At 53.7% G+C, this 21610-nt stretch carries 26 protein-coding genes; 14 read left to right on the forward strand and 12 right to left on the reverse strand.

Annotated elements, in window-relative coordinates; all coding sequences use genetic code 11:
• Nucleotides 1–46 precede the first annotated feature (46 nt).
• The 3 genes from AXW11_RS01255 (at nt 47) to AXW11_RS01265 (ending at nt 1795) form a co-directional block, all read left to right on the forward strand.
• Nucleotides 47–373, forward strand: coding sequence for a hypothetical protein (locus AXW11_RS01255; protein WP_091640752.1), 327 nt, complete (start codon nt 47–49; stop codon nt 371–373).
• Nucleotides 374–471: 98 nt separating this feature from the next.
• Nucleotides 472–1500, forward strand: a complete 1029-nt coding sequence (gene rho, locus AXW11_RS01260) for a transcription termination factor Rho (protein ID WP_228301507.1) — start codon at nt 472–474, stop codon at nt 1498–1500.
• A gap of 172 nt (nt 1501–1672) precedes the next feature.
• Nucleotides 1673–1795 (forward strand): metallophosphatase family protein, encoded by a 123-nt coding sequence (locus AXW11_RS01265; RefSeq protein WP_228301506.1) that lies wholly within the window; start codon nt 1673–1675, stop codon nt 1793–1795.
• A gap of 53 nt (nt 1796–1848) precedes the next feature.
• Here AXW11_RS01265 and AXW11_RS01270 read toward each other — a convergent pair whose 3' ends face one another.
• Complete coding sequence (locus AXW11_RS01270; RefSeq protein WP_156105514.1) at nt 1849–2022, reverse strand: RSP_7527 family protein; 174 nt, start codon at nt 2020–2022, stop codon at nt 1849–1851.
• A 126-nt stretch (nt 2023–2148) separates the two neighbouring features.
• Between AXW11_RS01270 and gcvA the strand changes: the two genes are divergently transcribed.
• A complete protein-coding gene (gene gcvA / locus AXW11_RS01275) occupies nt 2149–3027 on the forward strand; it encodes a transcriptional regulator GcvA (RefSeq protein ID WP_041334084.1) in 879 nt (292 codons plus the stop codon).
• Nucleotides 3028–3090: 63 nt separating this feature from the next.
• On the opposite strand, the gene rlmF is transcribed toward gcvA, so the two are convergent.
• Together rlmF and AXW11_RS01285 are read right to left on the reverse strand one after the other, a co-directional pair.
• Nucleotides 3091–4023 carry a 23S rRNA (adenine(1618)-N(6))-methyltransferase RlmF gene (gene rlmF, locus AXW11_RS01280; protein WP_041334087.1) on the reverse strand — a complete coding sequence of 311 codons (933 nt, stop codon included), beginning with the start codon at nt 4021–4023 and terminating at the stop codon, nt 3091–3093.
• Nucleotides 4024–4255: 232 nt separating this feature from the next.
• Nucleotides 4256–4687, reverse strand: coding sequence for a tautomerase family protein (locus AXW11_RS01285; RefSeq protein WP_041334090.1), 432 nt, complete (start codon nt 4685–4687; stop codon nt 4256–4258).
• Nucleotides 4688–4835: 148 nt separating this feature from the next.
• On the opposite strand from AXW11_RS01285, the gene AXW11_RS01290 reads away from it, so the two are divergent.
• Nucleotides 4836–5291: a metallophosphoesterase family protein gene (locus tag AXW11_RS01290; RefSeq protein ID WP_041334093.1), complete on the forward strand. Its 456-nt coding sequence runs from the start codon at nt 4836–4838 to the stop codon at nt 5289–5291.
• A 157-nt stretch (nt 5292–5448) separates the two neighbouring features.
• Nucleotides 5449–5685, forward strand: coding sequence for a PAAR domain-containing protein (locus tag AXW11_RS01295; RefSeq protein ID WP_082040545.1), 237 nt, complete (start codon nt 5449–5451; stop codon nt 5683–5685).
• A gap of 135 nt (nt 5686–5820) precedes the next feature.
• Here the strand turns inward: AXW11_RS01295 and AXW11_RS01300 are convergent, their stop codons facing one another.
• Complete coding sequence (locus tag AXW11_RS01300) at nt 5821–6909, reverse strand: hypothetical protein (RefSeq protein ID WP_143071117.1); 1089 nt, start codon at nt 6907–6909, stop codon at nt 5821–5823.
• Between the two features lie 270 nt (nt 6910–7179).
• Entirely contained in the window at nt 7180–8907 is a 1728-nt protein-coding gene (locus AXW11_RS01305; protein WP_082040546.1) for a tetratricopeptide repeat protein, read from the reverse strand.
• Between the two features lie 455 nt (nt 8908–9362).
• Between AXW11_RS01305 and AXW11_RS01310 the strand changes: the two genes are divergently transcribed.
• On the forward strand, nt 9363–10631 hold the full coding sequence (locus AXW11_RS01310) for a dicarboxylate/amino acid:cation symporter (RefSeq protein WP_091640755.1): 1269 nt from the start codon (nt 9363–9365) through the stop codon (nt 10629–10631).
• 42 nt (nt 10632–10673) lie between these two features.
• Here the strand turns inward: AXW11_RS01310 and AXW11_RS01315 are convergent, their stop codons facing one another.
• From AXW11_RS01315 to AXW11_RS01330, 4 genes are all read right to left on the reverse strand, one after another.
• Complete coding sequence (locus AXW11_RS01315; RefSeq protein ID WP_041334097.1) at nt 10674–11120, reverse strand: DUF3010 family protein; 447 nt, start codon at nt 11118–11120, stop codon at nt 10674–10676.
• Between the two features lie 211 nt (nt 11121–11331).
• On the reverse strand, nt 11332–11460 hold the full coding sequence (locus tag AXW11_RS01320; protein ID WP_258955177.1) for a hypothetical protein: 129 nt from the start codon (nt 11458–11460) through the stop codon (nt 11332–11334).
• Between the two features lie 26 nt (nt 11461–11486).
• Entirely contained in the window at nt 11487–12038 is a 552-nt protein-coding gene (locus AXW11_RS01325) for a hypothetical protein (protein ID WP_258955178.1), read from the reverse strand.
• Nucleotides 12039–12231: 193 nt separating this feature from the next.
• A complete protein-coding gene (locus tag AXW11_RS01330) occupies nt 12232–12792 on the reverse strand; it encodes a hypothetical protein (protein WP_143071118.1) in 561 nt (186 codons plus the stop codon).
• Between the two features lie 246 nt (nt 12793–13038).
• On the opposite strand from AXW11_RS01330, the gene AXW11_RS01335 reads away from it, so the two are divergent.
• The 7 genes from AXW11_RS01335 to AXW11_RS01365 all read left to right on the forward strand — a co-directional run bounded on the left by AXW11_RS01335 (nt 13039) and on the right by AXW11_RS01365 (nt 18143).
• A complete protein-coding gene (locus AXW11_RS01335; RefSeq protein ID WP_258955179.1) occupies nt 13039–13491 on the forward strand; it encodes a hypothetical protein in 453 nt (150 codons plus the stop codon).
• Nucleotides 13492–13860: 369 nt separating this feature from the next.
• Nucleotides 13861–14172, forward strand: coding sequence for a type II toxin-antitoxin system HigB family toxin (locus AXW11_RS01340; protein WP_007152747.1), 312 nt, complete (start codon nt 13861–13863; stop codon nt 14170–14172).
• Between the two features lie 5 nt (nt 14173–14177).
• Nucleotides 14178–14594, forward strand: coding sequence for a helix-turn-helix domain-containing protein (locus AXW11_RS01345; RefSeq protein WP_041334104.1), 417 nt, complete (start codon nt 14178–14180; stop codon nt 14592–14594).
• Between the two features lies 1 nt (nt 14595).
• A complete protein-coding gene (gene radD / locus AXW11_RS01350) occupies nt 14596–16386 on the forward strand; it encodes a DNA repair helicase RadD (RefSeq protein ID WP_091640758.1) in 1791 nt (596 codons plus the stop codon).
• A gap of 88 nt (nt 16387–16474) precedes the next feature.
• Nucleotides 16475–16954: an FKBP-type peptidyl-prolyl cis-trans isomerase gene (locus tag AXW11_RS01355; RefSeq protein WP_007152743.1), complete on the forward strand. Its 480-nt coding sequence runs from the start codon at nt 16475–16477 to the stop codon at nt 16952–16954.
• A 17-nt stretch (nt 16955–16971) separates the two neighbouring features.
• Entirely contained in the window at nt 16972–17166 is a 195-nt protein-coding gene (locus AXW11_RS01360; RefSeq protein WP_052479475.1) for a hypothetical protein, read from the forward strand.
• Nucleotides 17167–17324: 158 nt separating this feature from the next.
• Nucleotides 17325–18143, forward strand: a complete 819-nt coding sequence (locus tag AXW11_RS01365; RefSeq protein ID WP_143071119.1) for a hypothetical protein — start codon at nt 17325–17327, stop codon at nt 18141–18143.
• Between the two features lie 6 nt (nt 18144–18149).
• On the opposite strand, the gene AXW11_RS01370 is transcribed toward AXW11_RS01365, so the two are convergent.
• Genes AXW11_RS01370 through AXW11_RS01380 form a run of 3 tightly spaced genes read right to left on the reverse strand, consistent with a single transcriptional unit; the run spans nt 18150 to nt 21424 of the window.
• Nucleotides 18150–19628, reverse strand: coding sequence for a flavin-containing monooxygenase (locus AXW11_RS01370; RefSeq protein WP_041334108.1), 1479 nt, complete (start codon nt 19626–19628; stop codon nt 18150–18152).
• A 4-nt stretch (nt 19629–19632) separates the two neighbouring features.
• Nucleotides 19633–20559 (reverse strand): reductase, encoded by a 927-nt coding sequence (locus tag AXW11_RS01375; RefSeq protein ID WP_091640765.1) that lies wholly within the window; start codon nt 20557–20559, stop codon nt 19633–19635.
• A complete protein-coding gene (locus AXW11_RS01380) occupies nt 20552–21424 on the reverse strand; it encodes an SDR family NAD(P)-dependent oxidoreductase (RefSeq protein WP_091640768.1) in 873 nt (290 codons plus the stop codon). Before AXW11_RS01380 ends, AXW11_RS01375 begins: the two co-directional genes overlap by 8 nt.
• Nucleotides 21425–21610 lie beyond the last annotated feature (186 nt).

A 21610-nucleotide genomic window follows, 5' to 3' on the forward strand; every position in this document is an offset into this window, starting at 1 on the left:
AGGAATCTGACGACCCAGACACTCAAAAAGCGGTCACTGAAAACTGATGAAAACCGGACAATCTAAACTGATAAAAAGCGGTCAAAACTCACCGTTGTTGACAAAAGCAAAGAAGCGTATCGCAAAGCAGGTCAAGAAGGGCTTTCATGGCTATCCGTTGGTTTCGCTGGAATACTTTGGTAAAGCGCCGGATTCAGCCACCGAGGTCGTTGTTTCATTTACTGAGGAAGAGGGCGCCGATCCCCAGAAGCAAACGTTTGTAAGCGGCGGTGATGCCCGGGAAGATGAAACAATCCAATCCACCCTCGTGAAAATTATTGAGCGGGCGGATGCCAAGACGGTGACCGAGATCGAGGGCATTTCCACTCTATAATTAAAACAGACGTGTTAGCGCCATGATGACTTGTTCATGCAAGCACAGAGCCCCTCAGAGGTAATCTTGGCGAATAAGCATCTTTTGGAAAGAGTTACTTGGAGTTATCAGCCCATTTCGAAAAATATCTATCAAACAAGAGCTATCAAACAGACATGACGAGAAAGACATTAGGCTTAACCCGGAAACCCATTAAAGACGCCAAACCAGTGGCTGAGGAAGCCGAAGCTAAGGTTGAGGTTGAGGCTGATCCACAAAAACGTTTTTTAAACGGTGTGGCTATCAATCCAACGCCGGGGATTCGTTTGGAGTCAGGTTCAGAAAAACTCACGGTGCGTGCGATGGATTTGATCACGCCGATTGGAATGGGGCAGCGAGGTTTGATAGTTGCACCGCCGGGGTCTGGAAAATCGACGATCTTAAAAGATATTTGCCAGGCGGTGGGGAAGGCGTATCCCGAGATTAAACTTTACGCGTTATTGATCGATGAGCGACCCGAAGAGGTCACTGATTTCAGGCGTAGCGTCCCGGCTGAGGTACACGCTTCTTCTTCGGATGAAAGCTATGCTCATCACGTTCGCGTTGCCGATGAGCTTCTTGATATCGCCCGCCAACAAGCTGGTGAGGGTCACAACGTCATGATTGTGATTGATTCTCTCACGAGGCTTTCGCGTGTGCATAATGCGGAGCGAAAGAGCAGCGGCCGTACCATGTCTGGCGGGGTTGATGCGCGAGCGATGGAGATTCCGCGGAGGTTGTTTGGCGCTGCACGAAACATTGAGAATGGCGGGTCGCTGACCATTTTGGCAACCGTTCTGGTTGATACCGGCAGCCGTATGGACCAGGTTATATTTGAGGAATTTAAGGGCACGGGGAACATGGAGCTGGTTTTATCAAGAGACGTTGCGAATCAGCGAATCTTCCCCGCGCTGGACATTTCGAAAAGCAGTACACGCCGTGAAGAGCTGCTGTTAGATCCGAAATATTTAGACAAAATAAGAGCTTTGCGCCGGGCGCTCAGCGGTCTCAAACCGCTAGAGGGCACAAGAAGGCTGGTTGAGCTGCTTGAGAAGTACCCCACAAATGCTGAGCTTCTGAACAGCATCCCCGGAACGCACACCGATTGAATCTGCGATACGAGGTCAGGCCCGCGAGAAAGTCGCAAAAGTGATCTCGCTGGAATCCTCGCATGTCAGGTTGGCCATGATGGCCTTGCAGCTGGCCAGATCTTTTATTTCGGTTATTTGGGTAACCTGGGCCTCTTTTCTGGAGTCATTGAGGGGTTAGGAGGGCGTAAGCATGCAAATCGGAGTGATCGCAGACACCCACAGCAAGATGCGTCCCGAAGCCCTGGAGGTTTTGGAAGGCTCGGATCTGATTCTTCATCGTTCAACGCGCAATCAGGCTGGTTCGCCAGTTTGAGCAAAACCAGCCAGTCTCCACATAAGGCCATCGAGCGCTAAACGGAACACGAATTAATGGCTAATGGACAGTTTCGGCAGCTTCACGTGGAAGAAGGACTTGATTTTGGCTTTGAGTGACACTGCCATCTGCGCGATATATTCGCTTCGTTCCTGCGATGCAAGCTTTGTGTAGTAATCAATGTCGATAGTGCCCTGTTCGTTCAGTTTCGGAGCCTGATAAGTCATGGTGGTGTGTCCTGGTTCGATAAGTGAGTATCTTCTACAGGACTTATGGTAATGAGTACGAGGCTCTTGAAAAAGCGATCCTTTCTCATCAGACTGATGAATTAATCTCATCAGTCGAGCGAAGTTATGCGCCACCTGCCACCCCTGAATGCGCTTCGGGTATTTGAATCAGCGGCCAGACACCGCAGCTTTGTCGCAGCTGGCAAGGAACTTTTCGTGACGTCATCGGCGGTCAGTCATCAGGTGAAGACACTTGAAGAATATTTAGGGCTTTCACTGTTTGATCGAAGCAGGCGAGCGGTGACGTTAACCCCTGAAGGCGAGCAATATCTCTCATCGGTCAGGCATGCGTTCGATGAGATTGAAATGGCCACCCAACGACTGACCGCGAACCAGGAATCCAACGTGGTCAAGATCAGTGTTGCCCCCAACTTCCTAACCCGCTGGCTGATGCCACGCATGGCTCGATTCCAGGCCCTATACCCGGATATTGAGCTGGAAATTAATGCGTCCATGGGGCTGCTGGATTTCGATCGCACCAGTACCGATATGGCGGTTTATTTCGGGAATGGTGAGTGGGACGATATTGAAGTGCATTTCCTGCGCAAAGTTATGCTGGTTCCGGTGTGTAGCCCGCGGCTACTGGACGGTGAGTTGCCGCTGGAGAAGCCTGAAGACTTGGCAAAACACACTCTGATTTATGTCAGCAAACGGAAGTGGGAGTGGGAGAACTGGCTGGAACAATCAGGCGTGGATTTTATATCCGCCCGGGGCAGCTTACAGATGTCCAGCGGGCAACTTGCCACGGCGGCGGCCCAAGAGGGCCTTGGAGTGGCGCTGGCTGATAGCACCCTGACGTCCCGTGAGATTAAATCGGGGAAGTTGGTGGTGCCTTTCGACATCCAATTGGATACGAATCGGGCCTTCTATCTGGTCTACCGCAAGCAACGTCCGCTGACCATCGGAATGAAAGCCTTCAAGGAGTGGCTGATGAGCGAGATATAGGGAGCTCTCGGGCCTGATTCTGGGAGGAAAACCGGGGCAGAAACGGCTTAAACTCGGGGCGGCTCAGATGAACGTCCAGGCCAAGACCCGCGTAATCTTATTTCCCTGCTTCATCTCAATTTCCCTTATATCGACTGCACCAAGCTTACGAATCAACTTCTTTGCGGGCTTAACATTGTCGGCTTTTGAAACCAGGCTGGTAAACCAGCGACATTGAGTTGAATACGCCTGGCTTTCTCTTATCAGCTTTTTCAGAAACAGCTGCTCACCCCCCTTGCACCAAAGCTCTGCTCCCAGACCGCCAAAATTCAGAGTAGGGGATTCGGATTTTGTTTTTTGTTCACCGCGACTGCGAGCAAGGTTATTGAGTTTTAGCCGGCTACCTTTCATCGCGTCATCGAGAGATGCATGGAAAGGCGGGTTGCATACGCTGACGTCAAAGAACTCACCAGCTTGGATGATCCCTTCGAACATGTGGTTTTTATCGTGCTGGGTGCGGAGCGTGAAGCGACCTTGGAGTGCGGGGTTGTTGGTGATGATTGTGGCTACGTTCGTAAGCGACTCCGTATTGATGTCGCTACCGACACACTGCCAGCCGTAAATTTGGCAGGCCAGTAGCGGGTAGATGCCATTGGCTCCCGTCCCTATATCCAGCAGCTTGATGGTGGGCTGATCAAGCCCGGGCAAGTCAGCGATGTAATGGATATAGTCGGCCCTGCCCGGGATTGGAGGGCAAAGTGCCCCGTCCGGAATGTCCCAAGCGACAATGTTGTAGTATCGGTTTAATAACGCGGCGTTGAGAGTTTTTACGGCCAATGGGTCTGCGAAATCGATGGAAAGGTTGCCATGAGGGTTCGTTTTCACATGGGGGGCTAGTGCCGGGTGGGTTTCTACGAGAGCTGGGAGGTCATAGCCCTGATTGTGCAGATTCCTCGGGTGTAGATCTTTGCGAGCAGGCTTTGTGGAAATCGGAACAGGATAATTTTTTTGGTTCATAAGCAGGGGGAAACTGTGACAGACCTATTTTTCGGGGCTTTCGCGTAGGTTCTCTGTGTAGATGAATCGCGAGCAGGCGTATACGAAAGTCATCGGGTGACAAAGTTGCATGCTATCACTCAAACGGTTGTTACACATTTCTGCCAGTGAAACATGCACTCCATAAGAAGAGGTTACGGCAGTTCTGTACCTTGAAAATAGGTCGGATGAGCCTCTGACCGTCAGCGTTCGGTTAATCGGGTAACCTGGTTCGCTTTCCCGGAGTCATTCCCCGCTCCCACTCAGCTTCGTCTCCTGGCGCCGGAAGAAACCGGCCAAACTCGATCATCTGAGTGGCTGGAATGTCCTGCAGGTAGATCCACACGTCCTCAGCAGTTATGCCCGCAATTCGGGCTATCTCTTCAAGCATCTGGCTCATCAGGGCCTGCTTGACCTCGGTATTGCGGCCCTGCCGGATCAGGCCGTGCACATACACCTGGGGCGCGGTGTTCACGCTGCCACCGACAAAGTGATCGCCCTCATTGGTCGAAAAAAACAAAACCTGGGCAAAGAAACGGGGCGCGCCTGTTTGTGTGCTGTGGGCCGTTGTTATGGCCTCCGCGATCTGTGATTTCTGCTGCTGCGACAGAGAAAGATTCGCGACTGTGACGGTATAAGTGGGCATGGGGGAATCCTACCGGGAGTGACATGTATTTACCTGTTCTGGCCGACATTGAGAATCAGGTGGTCTTGTTTCACTATAGCAATGCTTACCTGCATGGCCATACGCACGGGCCGGGTTGGCGTCATTCGGGAATCTGGAGGGCGTAAGCATGCAAATCGGAGTGATCGCAGACACCCACAGCAAGATGCGTCCCGAAGCCCTGGAGGTTTTGGAAGGCTCAGATCTGATTCTTCATGCCGGTGACGTGGGTCGGGACGAGGTTCTGGAAGCGCTGGAGCAGATCGCCCCTTTGGTTGCGATCCGTGGCAATATCGACAAAGTAGGCCGGGCAGCGACCCTTCCGGATGTTCGGGATCTGGAATTCCTCGGCCACGCTTTTTACATGCTCCACGACGTCAAAACCCTCCAAATCGATCCGCAGGGCCGTTACCGCGTGGTCATCGCTGGGCATTCCCACAAACCCCGTAATGAGTGGATTGGCGATGTGCTTTATTTCAATCCGGGTGGCGCCGGGCCCCGGCGTTTTACTCTGCCGATCACGGTGGGGCGGTTGCAGGTGAGTGAGGGTGGTGTGGTTGGTGAGATTGTTGAACTGCCGGTTTGATGAGTTGGAAGAACCCGGCAGATCTGTTGGATCGCGCGGGTTGATTCCTTCCTGATTATTTTGGAAACTCCGCTAGGTATTGCAGCGGTAGGAGCCAGTGAAGGCGATCCTGCGCGAAGATGGACAAATCTCCCTCAAGGACAGAAGGAGCAAAGGAATGAGCAAGAAAGTTGTTTTATTAGGTGACGTGGGTACTGATCACTCCGGGTTCCCACCAACCCCGGTGATCGCGGGCTCCTCCGATGTGTTGATCAATGGCAAACCTGTTGCCCGCGTTGGTGATCCCCTCGCACCACATTCCAAACCCAAGCATCCACCTCATCCACGAGCTATAGCAGCGCGGTGGCTGGTGGCCAGGTTGTGTATGGTGCATCCAACCCATTCTTCGAAGTAGACCCGCGGACGGTCGGGTCTCGCGCTTCTGCCCTTACTTCGGTCTGATCTTGTTGTTTCCACCCGGTCGGACGGCAGGGGTAAAGGCGGATTCCATTTTAAAGCTGATGGCACCGCCGGCAAATTAAGCCCCAGATCACAATCCCGTCGCTTTGATATTTGGCTCTGAAATCGCCGAAACGCCGATGCGCTCGGCCAGGTAATCGCAAAAGTGTTGGGCGACGTCCTGACCGTCAAGGTCTTCGGCGATGGTGATCTTGTTTTGCTGGTTATCAACCGCAATAAGCTTGAAGTGTTCCACTTTGTCCACGCCCTGGCCCGTGCTACCCGTGCGCTTGATTGCCAAATGCCTAACCTGATTCATGGCCAGCTTGCGGCTGCGTACAGGCAGATAGAGCCAGCTTCTTAACGTACGAATTCTGTGGCGGTCGATACGAACGACCAGGCGGTTGAAGGGCAGGTACAAAGCCGCAGCACTTGCGGCGATGGCCACCAACACAAAGGGGATGGTGAACAGGCCCGCTAGCAAGCCAAAGCCCCCGCCCGAGAAAGCGGACATCAGCATCATTGAGCTGGCAAAACCGAAACCGCCGGCAAAAACCCAGGCGAATAAGGTGAGCACTTTATTGCGGAACATGGGGAAGCGCATTTTTATCTGATGGCCATAATCCTGGTAGTGCATGGCCCGGGAAAGGCCAGGCAGATCCAACCGCCCCGACTGTATGGCTTCTTTAGCGGCCCGTGATTTTTCGTCGCGTAAGGCGCGCACTTGCGCACTGATATCATGCCCTGCACTTTGAGAACGGGCATCGCCTTTGAACGCCGGAATGTCGTACTGGCGCTCCAGATCCACGCCCTCGATATCCGCTTTTACGGACAGGCGCCAGAAATGGTATCTGCTGGAACGTTCAGCATCTGCCTCTGGCAAGTCTTTCGGCAAGTCAAAGCTAAACGCAAGGCGTACACCGGGCCCTGCAGCTTCAACTCGCGGCGTTCCGCGCTCGGCCCAGAGGATTCTCTCTACGCGGGAGCGGTTTTTCCCGGAGCCGGAGACGTAGGTATAAATGCACTCCAGCGTCACGGTGACTTCTGCACCGGGAGTTATCAGGTCCTGGGCCCGAAGCCGGGGCACAAGAATTGTGCCACCCATCTGACCACCAATGGCTGCCGGATAGGGGGTCATGACAAGCTCGACTGTGCCGTAGTGACGATATGCTCGGGTCATGGTTACCGCTTTCCACAATAGCCCGAGGCCCACTGCAGGAAAAAGCAATGCCATTAAAACCGTCCAGAGGCTTTGATCCCAGGCTTTGGGTAGGGTCCACAGTAGCGGCGTGCTTATGGTGTTCCACACAAGGGCTACTACCCATATAAGCAACAGGGTGCGTTTACGATCAGATCGGATGTGGGGGCTTTCCCAACCCTTGCGGCTTTGCCAGTTGGAGTTTGTGGGTGCCATTGGTCCTTCTCGTTGCGGACAGAAAACCGGGACAGGTCATTGAGCTTTTTGGTTAGCCAAATGCACTTTCAGAAGATTACATCCTAAATTGGATCCATGTTCACAGGCACGCGTCAATAACTTTAACCCTTTCTTCAGGTTCTTGGTCACTCCTTGACCGGAGGCATGCATAGTTGCCAAAAAAGAACAGCCAAGCATAGAATTATTTGAGCACGACTTTTGAAAGTATTCTAAGGCTCGTTGGTAATCGATAGGTACGCCTCGGCCATGCAGATAAATTGCACCCAGCGCATCGCAGCCTATAGTCAGGTCCCTGTCACAGGCCATCTTATTGTAGTGAAGCATTTTTTGGATATCACGCTCCACGCCTAAACCTTTGTAGTAAAGACCGCCTAGATTGTTACATCCCCAAACTGCCTCATCGTTGCACGACTTCTCGTAGAGAGATTTTGCTTTTCGAATATCTTTTTCAACACCTTTTCCCTCTTGGTAAAAATAGCCTAAATTATTGCAGCCCTGCAGGGCGCCCCTTTCACAGGCCAAATGATATATATCCCTTGCGGCCGAATAACTCTGATCAACTCCCGCGCCGTTCTCGAACATGAAGCCAATGTTGACGCAGGCTTCAAGATCATCTGCTTTACATGCGACATCATAAAACTTTATTGCTCGCACGTAGTCTGAATCAACACCAAATCCAGTCATATAAAGCCAGCCAGCCCATTTGCATCCATCAGGATGCCCGAACTCGCAGGCTTTCTGGTAGAGGTCAGCTGCTTTCTTTCCATCATCGTCTAGGTAATAGTCGCTTGCTGCGATAATGCAATTTTCTAATCCACCTCCATCACAATTCTTTTCTAAGAAGAAAAGTGTTTGTTTCTCATTCGTGGAGAGCCGAGCCAGGTCATCGCAGGTGGCCTTTGGAAAAGTATCACATAGGTATCTGTCGAATAAGCTTGTGTTCGAGAGTTCTGAATCTTTAAAGAAAGGAAAAAGAATAGCGATGATCAGAAATATTGCAATGCCGCCTATTAGTGCGATTTGATGGCCCGGATTATGCTCGATATCTAAGAGTTCGTTGAGTCGTGTTTTTGAAATTAAACGAACACACCATGATGAAAGGCAGTAAAGCCATGCCCAAATGGATGTTAAAAAGGTGGAGTAGAAGAATATGGAAAATATACTGAAAACCGCCACCAATTCCACAAGCGATGGAGCTGGTTTTCCAAGAACAAAAAGATAGGCCTCAATGGCGAACCAGATAATGCCAGCAGTGATAAGTGCATCGAATGCCAGTAAAGCTAGCTGGTTCCATATGCTTGATATGGAGCTAAATTTATTAAGCAACCAACGCGTTTCAAATAATGATAAGTAATCAGAAATTACATTAAGTATAAGGGAATAAATGATAAGGTCCTTGGTGTCAAGATATACCCCAATTCGGCCTTTCTCTTGGAGGATGTCGCCCAGTAAAAAATACAATATAAATACTGTAATAAAAGATGCAACAGATGACCTTAGGAAACAAGCCCAGCTAAGATGTCTTCGGCCAAAAACAGCGTCGAATAATAGACAGAACTGCCTCAGCCAAGTGGATTCATAGCTTCCCCACAGCCAGAGTGACAAATGTTCCTTACTTTCTTTGGATAAATGTTTAGAACTAAACCAACTCACTGTTCCGTAAAAGCTGACAGCGATGCCCAGGGCGTAGGCCCAATAATTCGATATTTCAGAAAAATTAAATGTACTCAGATCAATGCTCATCGGTCGCGTTTGCCTATCTGGTTACATATGATCGGCCTAAGTGCAAGAAATAGCCGCTTAGAGCTATAGCAACCCTCATACATCCAGCTTGAGGACCGGCCATATTTGGACGAGTCCGCGACCGTAGGATTCAGCTTAATTTACCTTATGGAGCTTTGCATAGAAAAAGCCCCGGCTAAACGGAAAACCGGAACAGGCTCCCCCTGCTGAGACGGATTCCTCATATCCATATACCACTCGCGTATAGCCCATAATTGCACCAAATTTCCTGAGGCCTTGTGGCACAAGGCTTATGGGTACTTAACCCTAGGTTCCTAACAAACTTATCCACAGCTTCTGTGAGTAAAGTACGTGGCAATACCGGTTTACCAACGAGCCGGTACTGACCAGAATCCTCGATCCTTACGTTTTTGAATGCCTGCTCACTAACGGGCCAGGGTATAACGGGAGCCTCCATGAAAGCTGTACTTGATGCTTATCTGAATACTTCGCTGGTTCTGCGCATTGGTATTGCGCTTGCTCTTGGTCTGGTTGTAGGACTGGTGGGCGGACCAGCGGTGGCCGAATGGCTGGACCCTCTGGGAGAACTGCTGCTTCGGTTGCTGAAGTTCCTGGTTGTGCCGATTGTCCTGTTAACACTGATGGTGGGAATCAATCAGGCCAATCTTGGCAGTATGGGGCGTGTGGGCCGGAAAATGCTGGGCTTCTATGTGCTGACTTCGGCGTTGGCGATCACGGTGGGGCTGGGTGTAGCGTCTGCTTTCTCGCCTGGCAGCGGCCTGGAATTGACGTCTTCGGAAAGTGTCGAAGTGCCGGAGAATCCGGGCTTTATCCAGGTACTTCTGAATATTGTTCCCACCAACATGGTTGAGGCATTCGCCGAGCCGAACCTGCTGGGGATTATCTTCACCGCGATTGTGTTTGGCATTGCCCTGTTGAAGCTGCGGGAGTCAAAGGCTCACGGCGAAGTCGCAGAGCGGGTGTATGGCGTGGTTTCTGGCCTGAATGAGGTCACCATGAAGGTGATGGCCGGGGTGCTCCAGTATGTTCCGATAGGTGTGTTTGCGATTGTGGCCAGCACCGCAGGTGAGCAGGGCATGAACACGATACTGGCCCTCGGGGATATGGTCATGGTGTTGTACATCGCCCTGGCGGTACAGCTGGTGGTCTACGGGGTTCTTATGCGTCTAAATGGCGTTAACCTTATGGACTTTGTTCGTGAGGCCCGGGCTCCGGTCGCCACGGCCTTTGCCACCCAGAGCAGCTCCGGAACGCTGCCCCTGACCCTGAACGCGGCTCGGCGTTTGGGTGTTCCTCAGAGTATCTATGGCTTCAGCTTGCCGCTGGGCGCCACCATCAATATGGACGGGGCCGGCATCCGCATTGCCATTTCTGCCGCCTTTGCCGCCAATGTGATAGGGGTGCCCCTGGATTTTGTCACCATGCTGGAAATCGTCCTGATCGGCACCCTGGCCTCCATCGGTACGGCCGGTGTGCCGGGCGCGGGTATCGTGATGATTGCTACGGTGTTTGCCCAGGTGGGCCTGCCCATTGAAACCGTAGCGCTGCTGGTGTCCATCGATGCCCTTGTGGGTATGGGGGCCACGGCGATGAATGTCACCGGGGATCTGGTGTGCACTTCAGTGATTGCCCGTTCCGAGGATAAATATGAGGCGGCAGAGGCAGGCTCAAGCCAGGCGGTGCCGCAGGAACAGCTGTCCTAGGGGCAGCGTGTCAGTGGGAGCCGAGCATCGGCTGACTCACGTTCATGCGGCCCCTTTCATGCTGGTCATCTGAGCGACATAGGCGGTGATAAAGGCTGTTTCCTGAAACACCTTCAACCCCGTATCGGCAAACGCAATCGGCAGCGGGTTGGATGCCAGGGTAGATTTGATCATTGCCGGGGGCAGCAAGGTCACGGTTAACTCAGTATCGGTGATCAGTTGAATGGCCGCTTCCAATTTGAAGCTGATGGCACCGCCGGCAAACTTACCTTTCGGCATCCGCTCCTTGATCGCGACACGGGTGACCCCGTACTCGGCCATTAACTCCGCAAAGGCCGCCTGGAACCGCTTCAGGTCTTCACGGCTATGATTTTTCAGCAGTGACAGTTTGCGCACCTTGCACTCCGGCAGGTTGAACTGCCCTCTGTCCATATTCAGCAAACACACCACCGCATCGCTGCCCGTCAGTTCAACTCCGCATACAATCATAGTCACCGTCCTTTGAAGAATAATTTATCTGGCAGACTGAGAACCTGGCGGGGAGAGTGCCTAGGCTATCGCTGGGAGGAGATTTTTAGCACGCTTGTGGGGGCGGTGATATAGGCAGGTATAATTTTCTGAATCGAGAGAGCCGGGACAGATCTATCTTCGTGGTTTGAAGAATAGGCCTGCCCCGGTTTCGAAAGTGGCTCTTGGCGCCTTACTGAACGTCGTAAACCTCAATGATCGTTTTAGCCAGTTCAAGGTCGTTCTCGTTCGCCAGGGCAAGCTGGTTCAGTGCCCGGACGGTGGTGTCTTTCTGCGCGGCGTCGATGCCCAGCAAGTGCATTGTAGAAGTGCTGAATTCCAGGAAAGTTATTGCGCCAGCGAGATGTTGCCGGGCTGGATTTGCAGTTCAGAGAGTTTCTCAACCAGGCCCTGAATGTTGGCTTTTCCGGATCCCTCGTTGGCCAGCCGCAGGCGCTTGATGGCAGCGAAGGCATCGCCAATGGTGGCGGTGTAGGGGGCAATGATCGTTTCATTCAACACGACTGCGCCGTTGTTTTCACGGTCGGTCAGGATGTACTTCACGTGGGTGGTTACCTCGAAGTCCAGCCCGAAGACGGGTTGGTCAACTTCCAGCAGGAGCGCTTCAAGCTGATAGCGGCCAGAACCGGCTAGCAGTCCTTGTTTCTGCAGGGTTTGCTTCAGAGCACCAGCGAATGCGTCGTTGTCGATCTCGGAGGTCCATGCGGGGTTGGTTTCTTCGCCGCCCGACACGTTGGTGACATCCACATTGTTTTGCAGGGCCGCGTCGTAGGGCTTCACTTGCCCGTCGTACACCATGTTGCCCATTTTGGCGCCGGAGGCGCAGCCGGTGAGGTAGAACAGAGCGGCTAGCACCGCCAGAATCCTTGCGTTTCGCACGGTAGGTTCCTTCTTACTTATTTGATTATTTTGGGGTATTGCCTGCCATTGAGCCTGGGCTCGGAGCAGCGGGCCATGGTAGCTGAGCGTTGGTGGGCTTGCTATGTACCGAAGCGGCAACCGGAGTAAAATTTCATAAAATCTCTTGGGCAGGCTGGGCAGGCTGAGTCATTCCCGCCCCTGGGCAAATAACCTAGTTCAGTCGATAGAATGGACGATTATAATCGAGACTGGTTGGCCGTTGGTCTGGCGAACTGGTTGTGCCTTCTCCTGTGTAGAGAATATTGTTGTTGATGTAAACGACATTGTACTCGTCGATCTCGAAGTCGGCGCCATTGAACTGAGTCACATGCGACGTGAGTTCGGTAGCGGTGAGGCCGGAACTCAGTAAAACGTCTTCACCGAGTGTGAAGTTGCCTGATGAGGTAGGATTTGGAGCTTCCGGTAACGGGGTGGTGCAAGCGCTATCGATGTAGTTCTCGATACTTGTGGCAAATGCGCTGCGGGTGAAAGAGATCGTTACGATATCGTAGTGTGCCTCGCCCTCCACGTGCCCGCATGGTTTCTTCCAGGTGCCCTCGAGTACCGTGACTTGATCGGGTGGCGTCACGGGGTCGCTATCGTCGTTCCCGTCAGACGAACCTGAACCGGGAGTGGTATTTTCGTTGGCTTTTTCCAGGTCGCTCCCACTTCCGCCGCCTCCGCAACCGACCATTAATGCCGAAATAAAGGTGCACGCTAAAATCCTTTTCATCGTTCTGTATCCTTACAATGTTATCTAAATGGAATATTGTTATATCATTATTGCATAAGGTGGGTGGCCGCGATAGACCTGGCTCTCTCTGGAGAGGGCGGCATACTCTCCTGTTCACCAGGTTGAGCCGAGGTGTTCCGATCGCCGGCTTCTGGAGTCAGCGCCGCTGCTGGCTATAATGGCCTACCTCCAACCGTTGCAGAAAACGTTATGCCAATCGAAAAGATTAAGTGGTCAGACGCTGTTGTGAATAAGTTTCAGGTGTTGGTGATTCCATTGCTGTCGTTAATCGCCGGTTGTACCAACATGGCCGGCGATGTCGCTAGAACCATTCATCCGGCGCCGTCGACTGCTCTGGATGAAAACACGCTGTTTTCCGTTGCCAGTGAGTTCTTCATCGGGAAGGACTATGAGTGTGATGCCAGGCATGACCTGAGTACGCTTAGGTGTGCCAAAGAACTTCGTGATCTTTATATTCACCAGACCCAAGCGGTGGTGCAGATTTATCCCGGCGACGATGTGGCGTATCCCCATACTTTGGTGACGTCTCGATGGGATGAAGGGCTGATTCCGGGTGAGTTCATTTCCAGTGAGTTCACGAATCCCGATGTGACGGCGTTTTGTGAGTATCTTCAGGCGCAGGCGGTGGGGAGTTGCCGATTGTTGACCGAACACGGCTCTGCCCGGGGGCCGGAATGATCAAGCCGAGTTGCTACAGCTGTCGGAAAAAATTTGACCCATCCGAACTGAGGCTTTCCTACTCAAAAAACTACTGTGAGGGCTGCGGCGTTGGGCTGTTTGGTGACGACTATTTTCGTTTCGCCAGAAAGCCCGCTCCAACGGCCCGGAAGAACCTGGCTGTTCATGTGGCGGTGCTTCTTTCTGTGGTTGCCGGCTTGTCGTTATGGCTTTTGATGGGTAGGGCGTGACGGCTCCAGCCTATTTGTAGATCTCCCGCAAGGACAGCAAGGTAGAATCCGGAACAACGCCAAGTCTGCGAATCAGATCGATAGTTTCCTTTTTTGAAACTTCGTGGTATGGTTTCAAAAAAGGAAACAAGGAACGTTTGTGCACATTATTTCAAGAAAACCGTTTAACGATGCTGGCAAGCAGTTTCCCAATGATCGGGAGGCTCTGGTGAATACCTACACCACGTTGCGAAATGGACGGTTTGAAACGCCTGAGCAGCTGCGCAAGGTGTTTCCGTCCCTGGACAATTTTAAATACCGGGACAAATGGTGGGTTATCGACATCGGCGGTAACAATCTTCGGCTGATTGCCTTCATTGAATTTCGTGATAATCGCATGTACGTAAAACACATTTGCAGCCACGCCGAATACGACCGGCTTACTGACAAATACCGTCGCAATAAGGAGTGAGGCTTATGTTATCGCCTGCTTTTGTTGAGATCAGAGAAGCGCTATCTCAGGTGCCTTTTGTGGCACACATTGAGACTCAGGACGACTATGAGCGAGCGTTGGAGCTGATGGACCAGTTGGTGGACGACTACGACGCCAACAGGCTTCTCATTGAGGTTCTGTCTGTCAGCATTGAGCGCTGGGAAGACCAGGCTACAGAGTTTTCCGACTTTAATGCCGCTGTTGCTGAAACGGACAGGGGGATTGCGGTGCTGAAAACCCTGATGGCTCAACACGGCCTAGGGGTTGCTGATCTACCGGAGTTGGGTTCAAAAGGCAATGTGAGCAAAATTCTCAATGGCGCTGAAGGAAAGAAGTTGACCCGCAAACACATGGAGGCCTTAGGCAAGCGGTTTGGGGTGTCTCCGGTACTGTTTTTCTAGGATGCCTGCGTATTCAGGAGCCCCTTTCAAACTCCGCCCCTACCAACGGGAAGCCGTCGACGCCACGCTGAATCATTTCCGCAGATCCGATGAGTCTGCCGTCATCGTGCTGCCAACCGGCGCCGGCAAAAGCCTGGTCATTGCCGAGCTGGCCCGTCTAGCCAAGCGTAAAATTCTGGTGCTGACCCACGTCAAAGAACTTGTAGAGCAAAATCACGCCAAATACCAGAGTTATGGGTTGGCCGGCGGCATCTTCTCCGCCGGGCTGAAGCGCAAGGAAAGCCACCATCAGGTGACATTTGCCAGTGTGCAGTCGGTATCGGCGAATCTGGATCAGTTCCGGGATGAATACTCGCTGGTCATCATCGATGAGTGTCATCGGGTCAGCGGCGATGAAACCAGTCAGTATCAACGCATCATTGAGTTGCTACGGCAACAGAATGACGCCCTCAAAGTGCTCGGGCTGACCGCTACGCCCTACCGTCTGGCCATGGGCTGGATCTATCGCTATCACTACCGGGGCTTTGTTCGCGGCTCTGTTGACGAGCAGGACAAGCCCTTTCAGCACTGCATTTACGAACTGCCGTTGAGCTATATGATCAATCGGGGGTATCTCACCCGGCCCGAGTTGGTGAATGCGGCAGTGGCGCAATACGATTTCTCCGCGCTGGCTCGGGACCGCTTTGGCGAGTATGCCGAGAAGGACGTCAACCAGCTGCTGAGCAAACACAAGCGTGTGACCCGCGCGATCATTGAGCAGGTGATGGAACTGGCCGCTGAGCGCCAGGGAGTGATGATCTTTGCGGCCACGGTGGAGCATGCGAGGGAGATCACCGGTTATCTTCCTGAATATGAGACCGCTTTGGTAACTGGCGCGACCGATCAGAAAGATCGGGACATGCTGATTCAACGATTCAAACAGCGGCAGTTGAAGTACTTGGTGAACGTATCCGTGCTCACCACGGGCTTTGATGCGCCCCATGTGGACGTTATTGCCATTCTTCGGCCTACCCAGTCGGTCAGCCTGTATCAGCAGATCGTGGGCCGTGGTCTTCGCCTTGACGAGGGCAAGCAGGATTGCCTGGTGATTGATTACGCGGGCAACCACGTGAATCTGCATCATCCGGAGGTGGGCGAACCGAAACCGAACCCGGACAGTGAGCCGGTGCAGGTATTCTGCCCGGGCTGTGGCTTTGCCAATATCTTCTGGGGCAAAACAGACAGTGAAGGCCGTGTGATCGAGCACTACGGGCGCCGTTGCCAGGGGCTGCTGGAGTCTGTGGAGGGGGATGGACCTGCCGTGCAGAACGGGCGCCCTCAACAGTGCGATTACCGGTTCCGGTTCAAGGAGTGCCCCCACTGCGGTGGCGAGAACGATATTGCCGCCCGCAACTGTCACCGATGCCAGAAAGCCATTATCGACCCGGATGATCAGCTGAGAGATGCGCTGAAGCTCAAGGATGCCATGGTGATCCGTTGCGCTGGAATTGCACTCAGTGTTGATGGAAACAAGCTGAGAGTGACCTATCACGGCGAGGACGGGGAGGAACTCAGGGAGTCGTTTGATTTCAGCAAGCCTGGCCAGCGCACCGTTTTCAACAAGCTGTTCGGGCGGCGTTTCGCGAACGGCCGAGCGCCGAAAACATTCAGCAAGGCGGAGGAAGTACTTGAGAGCCAGGCCTTGTTGCCAGCGCCGGATTTTGTTGTTGCCCGCAAGCAGAAGCATTATTGGCAGGTGCAGGAGCGGATTTTTGATTATCAGGGGAGCTATCGAAAGGCGAATGAGGCTTAAGCCCGCTTTTTCTGCCCCGATTTTCGCTCCTGCAGTCAGCGCCGCCGCCAGCTATAATGGCCTACCATTTATCTTTGTAGAGAACCCTATGCCAATCGAAAAGAATCAGGTGGTCCTGTTTCACTATAGTGTCCGTGATGAACAGGGCAACGAAGTTGAGAATTCCCGTGGTGGCAAGCCGAACGCCTACCTGCATGGCCACGGCGGTGTTATCCAGGGTCTGGAAGAAGCCCTGGAAGGTCGTGAGGCTGGCGATACGTTCAGCGTTACCGTCACTCCTGAAAAAGCCTACGGTCCGCGCAAGGCCGATGCCGTGCAGCGCGTGCCGGTCAAGCATCTGATGGGGGCCAAACGCTGGAAGCGGGGCATGATCGCCCAGGTACAAACCGAACAGGGCCCGCGCCATGTGGTCGTCGCCAAGGTCGGCCTCAAATTTGCCGATGTCGACACCAACCACCCGATGGCCGGTAAAACCCTGACCTTCGATATCGAAGTGATCGAAGTACGTGCCGCCGATGCGGAAGAGATAGCGCACGGCCACGCGCATGGGCCGGGTGGGCATCACTGAAGATAAAAGGGGCGTAGATGCAAATTGGTGTGATCGCAGATACCCACAGTAAAATGCGCCCCGAAGCGTTGGAGATTTTGAAAGGCTCTGACGTGATCCTTCACGACGTCAAAATCCTCGACATCGATCCGCAAGGCCGTTACCGCGTTGTGATTGCCGGCCACTCCCATAAACCCCGCAACAAATTGAGACCCGTGCAACGGTTTACATAGCTATATGATTTAGACTGTCGGTACATTAAGTGGACATGTAGTTACGCTAAGGAGTGGGTGTGGTGTTAGATCGTTCTCGGCTGTTGCGCGGGATCATTACGGTTGGGTTTTTCCTCGCGGTTGTGGGGTGCCGAGCTACCAGTTCCTCGGATGATCCAGTGCAGGAAGCAGGATCTACCGACGATTCCCCAGCACCGGTGCTCGGGACTCTGTCTTTGGACAATGCCGAGGGAATCAGCAGACAGGCAACGGAATCTGCGCTGGGCGCTTTGTCGTTACATCAGTTTGTTCTGGCCTATCAGGGGCTCATGCCCTGGAGTGAGATCCTGCACGTCATTTGCGTGGAGGGCGGAGTTGACCTTGCGTACGATGTTAAGTCGCCGGTCACTGACTCTCAGGGTAATGAATTTTTCGGGTTCAATTACGATTTCAATGGGTGCTTGAAACCAGAAGGGCAGCTTTACCAGGGGAAGCTGGGTGTGTATTGGGACTCCGAATCGACTATCTACGTCGTTGAGATGGAGGACTTTTCAATTTCGGAATCCAGCGCTGAAACGCCACCAACTTCCTCTGGCGTGTTTGTACTCTCAGTCGATGAAGATACAGGCTTCAAAAGCGAGTTCGTAACGTCCGTCCGAGAAGACGGTTCGGATGAACCGGCCTTTGAGGTCGATGCCGCTTTTTCTTATCCAAATGTTGGGCTGGAAAGTCTTCAATGGCAGGGGCTTTTCTCATTGGAGGGGCACGGCAGCTTTGAATTGCTGCAGGAAGATGGGGATTCCCCTCGGAGTATCGTTTCTGACGGAGAGAATCTGCTGTATCTCGATTTTGGCTCTATGGACGGCAACATCCTTGAGGCGTCTATTGACCTGGGAGCTGATGGCGCATTGGATGCCATCTGGCCAATCAATCTGAATGACCCGACATCAGACGGCGCCGGGCTCGTTTTGCTGGATGACTTCTCCAAGTATAGGTAAGGCTCTTCAGCTCTGCGGCAGAAGCCGATAATCTTTCAGAACAACTTCTTTCATTTGCAGCGCATACTGTGTGGCAAATCCCGGATACATCGTCGCGTTAAACCCGTCCTCGGTGAGATACCAGCTTTTGCAGCCGGTGTTCCAGTTGGTTCGTGACAACCGTTTCTGTATCGCACGATTGTGACTTTCCTGTGCGCTCTGGCGCACGTCCAATCCTTTCAGGTCAAGGCTGGTGATGGTGCGCACGGCTTTAACAATATAGTTAATCTGCGACTCCATATACACCAGAGCGGAGTTATGCCCGGGGCCGGAGTTCGGGCCGAATGTCAGGAAAAGGTTGGGGTAGCCGGCAACATTAATGCTTTTATAGGCTGATGCGCCCCTTTTCCACTCGTCGTTCAATTGCCGGCCATCCACACCGGTAATCGGAAACGGTGTGCCGGCATTGCTTACGTTGAAACCGGTGGCAAAAATCAAGCAGTCGAACTGGTGCTCGATGCCCTCAACCGTGCACACTCCGTTTTCATCGATCCGGGCAATGGGCCAGGTGATCAACTTGCAATTGGGTTGCTGTAGGGCCGGGTAATAGTCGCTGGATACCAATACCCGTTTGCAGCCCAGGCGGTAGTTCGGGGTTAGCTGGCGGCGAAGCCAGCGATCCTTCACTTGATTGCGGAGGTGCCACTTGCCCAGCCGCTCTGCCAGGCGAGTGAGGGGTGAGTTCCAGATCACCCCAAGAGCCATGGATTCGTGGGCGAGGTAGAGCGCCTTGCGCAATGCGTTCTGGCTCAGGGGCAGTTTTCGAAACGCCAGCTTCTGCCAGTCTGGTGTCTCGAAGTCGGGCCGTGGCATCACCCAGGGTGGTGTCCGCTGGAACACGGTCAGCTTGTCGACCTTGCCCACGATGCTTGGCACGATCTGGATGGCGCTGGCTCCGGTACCGATTACCCCGACACGCTTGCCTTCCAGGTTGTAGTTGTGGTCCCACTGGGCACTGTGGATTTTTTTGCCCTGAAAGTCTTCGATGCCTGCAATATTCGGAAAGCCCGGGTTCGATAACGGTCCCTGGGCCATCACCACGGTTTTTGCGTAGTAGGTTTCTCCGCCCTCGGTGGTGGCCTCCCATACGCCCCTGTCCTGATCCCAGTTCAGGCCGGTGACGTTGGTGCCAAAGCGAATGTATCGGGCCAGGTCAAACTGGTTCACCAGATGGTGGATGTAGCCCAGGATCTCGCGAGCACCGGAGAAGCTTCGGGACCAATCCGGGTTTGGCGCAAACGAATAGGAATACAGGTTTGAGGGGATGTCGCAGGCGGCACCGGGGTATTGGTTATCCCGCCAGGTTCCGCCTACCTGCTCGTCCCGCTCCAGTATGACCATGTCATCGATGCCTTCCTGCTGCAGGCGGATGGCGGAGCCGAGTCCGGCAAAGCCGGCCCCGATGATCAGGGTGGTAACCACAGGCGTCGTCTGTACGTTAGTCATGGTGTCAGGCCGTCGTCTGGTAGGTGATTTCGCGCACCCAGCTGGGTACAGCGGGGAAGGCGCGCCGGGGGATGGCGTCGGTCACTTTGACCAAGGCGTCGATCGGCTTGTGGTAGAACCGGTTACCCCGATCCACCACGAAACGCCCGTGGTATTTGATGATCTGGAACCAGGGGTTGCGCCGGCCGTCTTCTGAACGGCCACCAATCTTTTCGAATTTCTGCATGGCGGCGTACAGTTTCTCTTCCGGCAGGCCCATTTCGATGATGTTGTCGCGCATCTTGTTCAGCAACGGAAAGTAGGAAGCGATACCGAGGATCAGCCGGGGGTCCATCAACTGGGCCACCATACGCGCCAGTTCCCTGTAGGTTTTTCCATGGCCTTGCATTTCCATCACCGTGAAGCCAACGCCAAGGTGCCGGGACTCGTCGTTGTTGATCAGCTCAAAGGCCTGATGGCAGACGGGGTCGTCCACGGTTTCCAGCAGAAACTTGCAGAGGGCACCATCAAGCGCAATCTCCAGCATGGGGACCACGGTGCCCAGCACGTACACGGGCTGGTCGTCGGCAAAGCGGTCCAGCCACTCGATCACCAGGCGCAGGTTGTTGTTGGGCTCGGGCAGCTCGTTTTCTTCCAGCATGCCCCAGCGCTTCATCAGCGCCATTTCGGCGTTGGCGTGGCGCTGTTCTTCGGCGTGGAAATAGGTGTAGATTTCCCGCAGCGTGTCATCCGGTGCTTTCTTGGCCATGGCTGCGAAAGCGCGGGCACCTACATGTTCGATCCACATCAGGTCGGCCATGAAGGTTTTCAGTTTGGGCCACTGTTCGGCGGTTATCAGCTCGGCTCCCGGTGCGTCCCAATCCACGTCGGACAGTGACCACTGGGAGCTCTTGATCTTCTCCAACATCTTGTCCAGGTCGATTTTAGCCATGGAGTCTACCTCTCGTTGTCTCTTCTTCGGTTACGCTCCCGGTCCTACTGACAAAACGGTTCAGCAAGCCTGTGCCGACGGCGTAGCCGCTTGGCAGCAGTCGTTTCAGGCGCCAGATCAGTTTTGCGTCCAGTTGCGGCATCACATACAGCTGGCCCCGGTCCAGGCCATTGAGGGTGATTCTGGCCACCTGTTCGGCTGACATTCCGAAACGGTCCATCAACCGGTTGAACAGGGCACCGGAATCGCCAGTGATCCGGCCATTGGCGGCAATGTTGGTTTTCACCAGGGTGGGGCAGAGCGCGGTGACCTGAACGTTGGTTTCGGAGAGCTCCGCGGCCAATGTTTCCGAAATCGCCAGGGCGGCCGCTTTGGTGGCGTTATAGGGCCCCATCAACGGTGCCGCGGAGAAGGCCGCAGTGGAGGCAACATTGATAATGCCAGCGGCTGGCTGGCCCTTCAAAAGCGGCGTGAACACGTGGCAGCCGTGGATAACGCCCCACAGGTTGATGTTGATGGTCCAGGTCCAATCCGCGATTGGGACGTCGCCGATCTTCTGGCCGCCGATACCGATGCCGGCGTTGTTGATCACCAGGTTCAGGGGTTGCGGCAGTAGCTCCTGAGCTTGCTGGGCCAGTGCCTCAACCTGCGCCAGATCGCTAACGTCGCAGGCGACAGCCCAGGCCTCGCCGCCTTCTGCCCGAACCTCCCGGGCGGTCTGCTCAGCCGCTTGCAGGCTGATGTCCGAACAGACGATGAGCCCCTTGCGACGGGCCAGCTCCAATGCGAGGGCTTTGCCGATGCCGCTTCCAGAGCCTGTGATGACAGCCCGTGACTGATGGGTGAGTCTTTGCTTTTGAAACATTGCCGATTCCGCTTATCAAGTTTCAAACAGGGTCGCACGAGACGGCCGAGCTTTTCGGGCCGTATGTGATTCGAGAGAGGACGATTTACTTGCGGACTGTTACCAGATTGCGAACCTGGCCGGCGTTGGAGAGCGTGGTCCAGAGCCTTGGGAAAGCGTAGGCTGGCGCCTGATGCGGTTCTTGAA

This window comes from Marinobacter sp. Hex_13, assembly GCF_001566815.1.
Classification (GTDB): domain Bacteria; phylum Pseudomonadota; class Gammaproteobacteria; order Pseudomonadales; family Oleiphilaceae; genus Marinobacter; species Marinobacter salarius.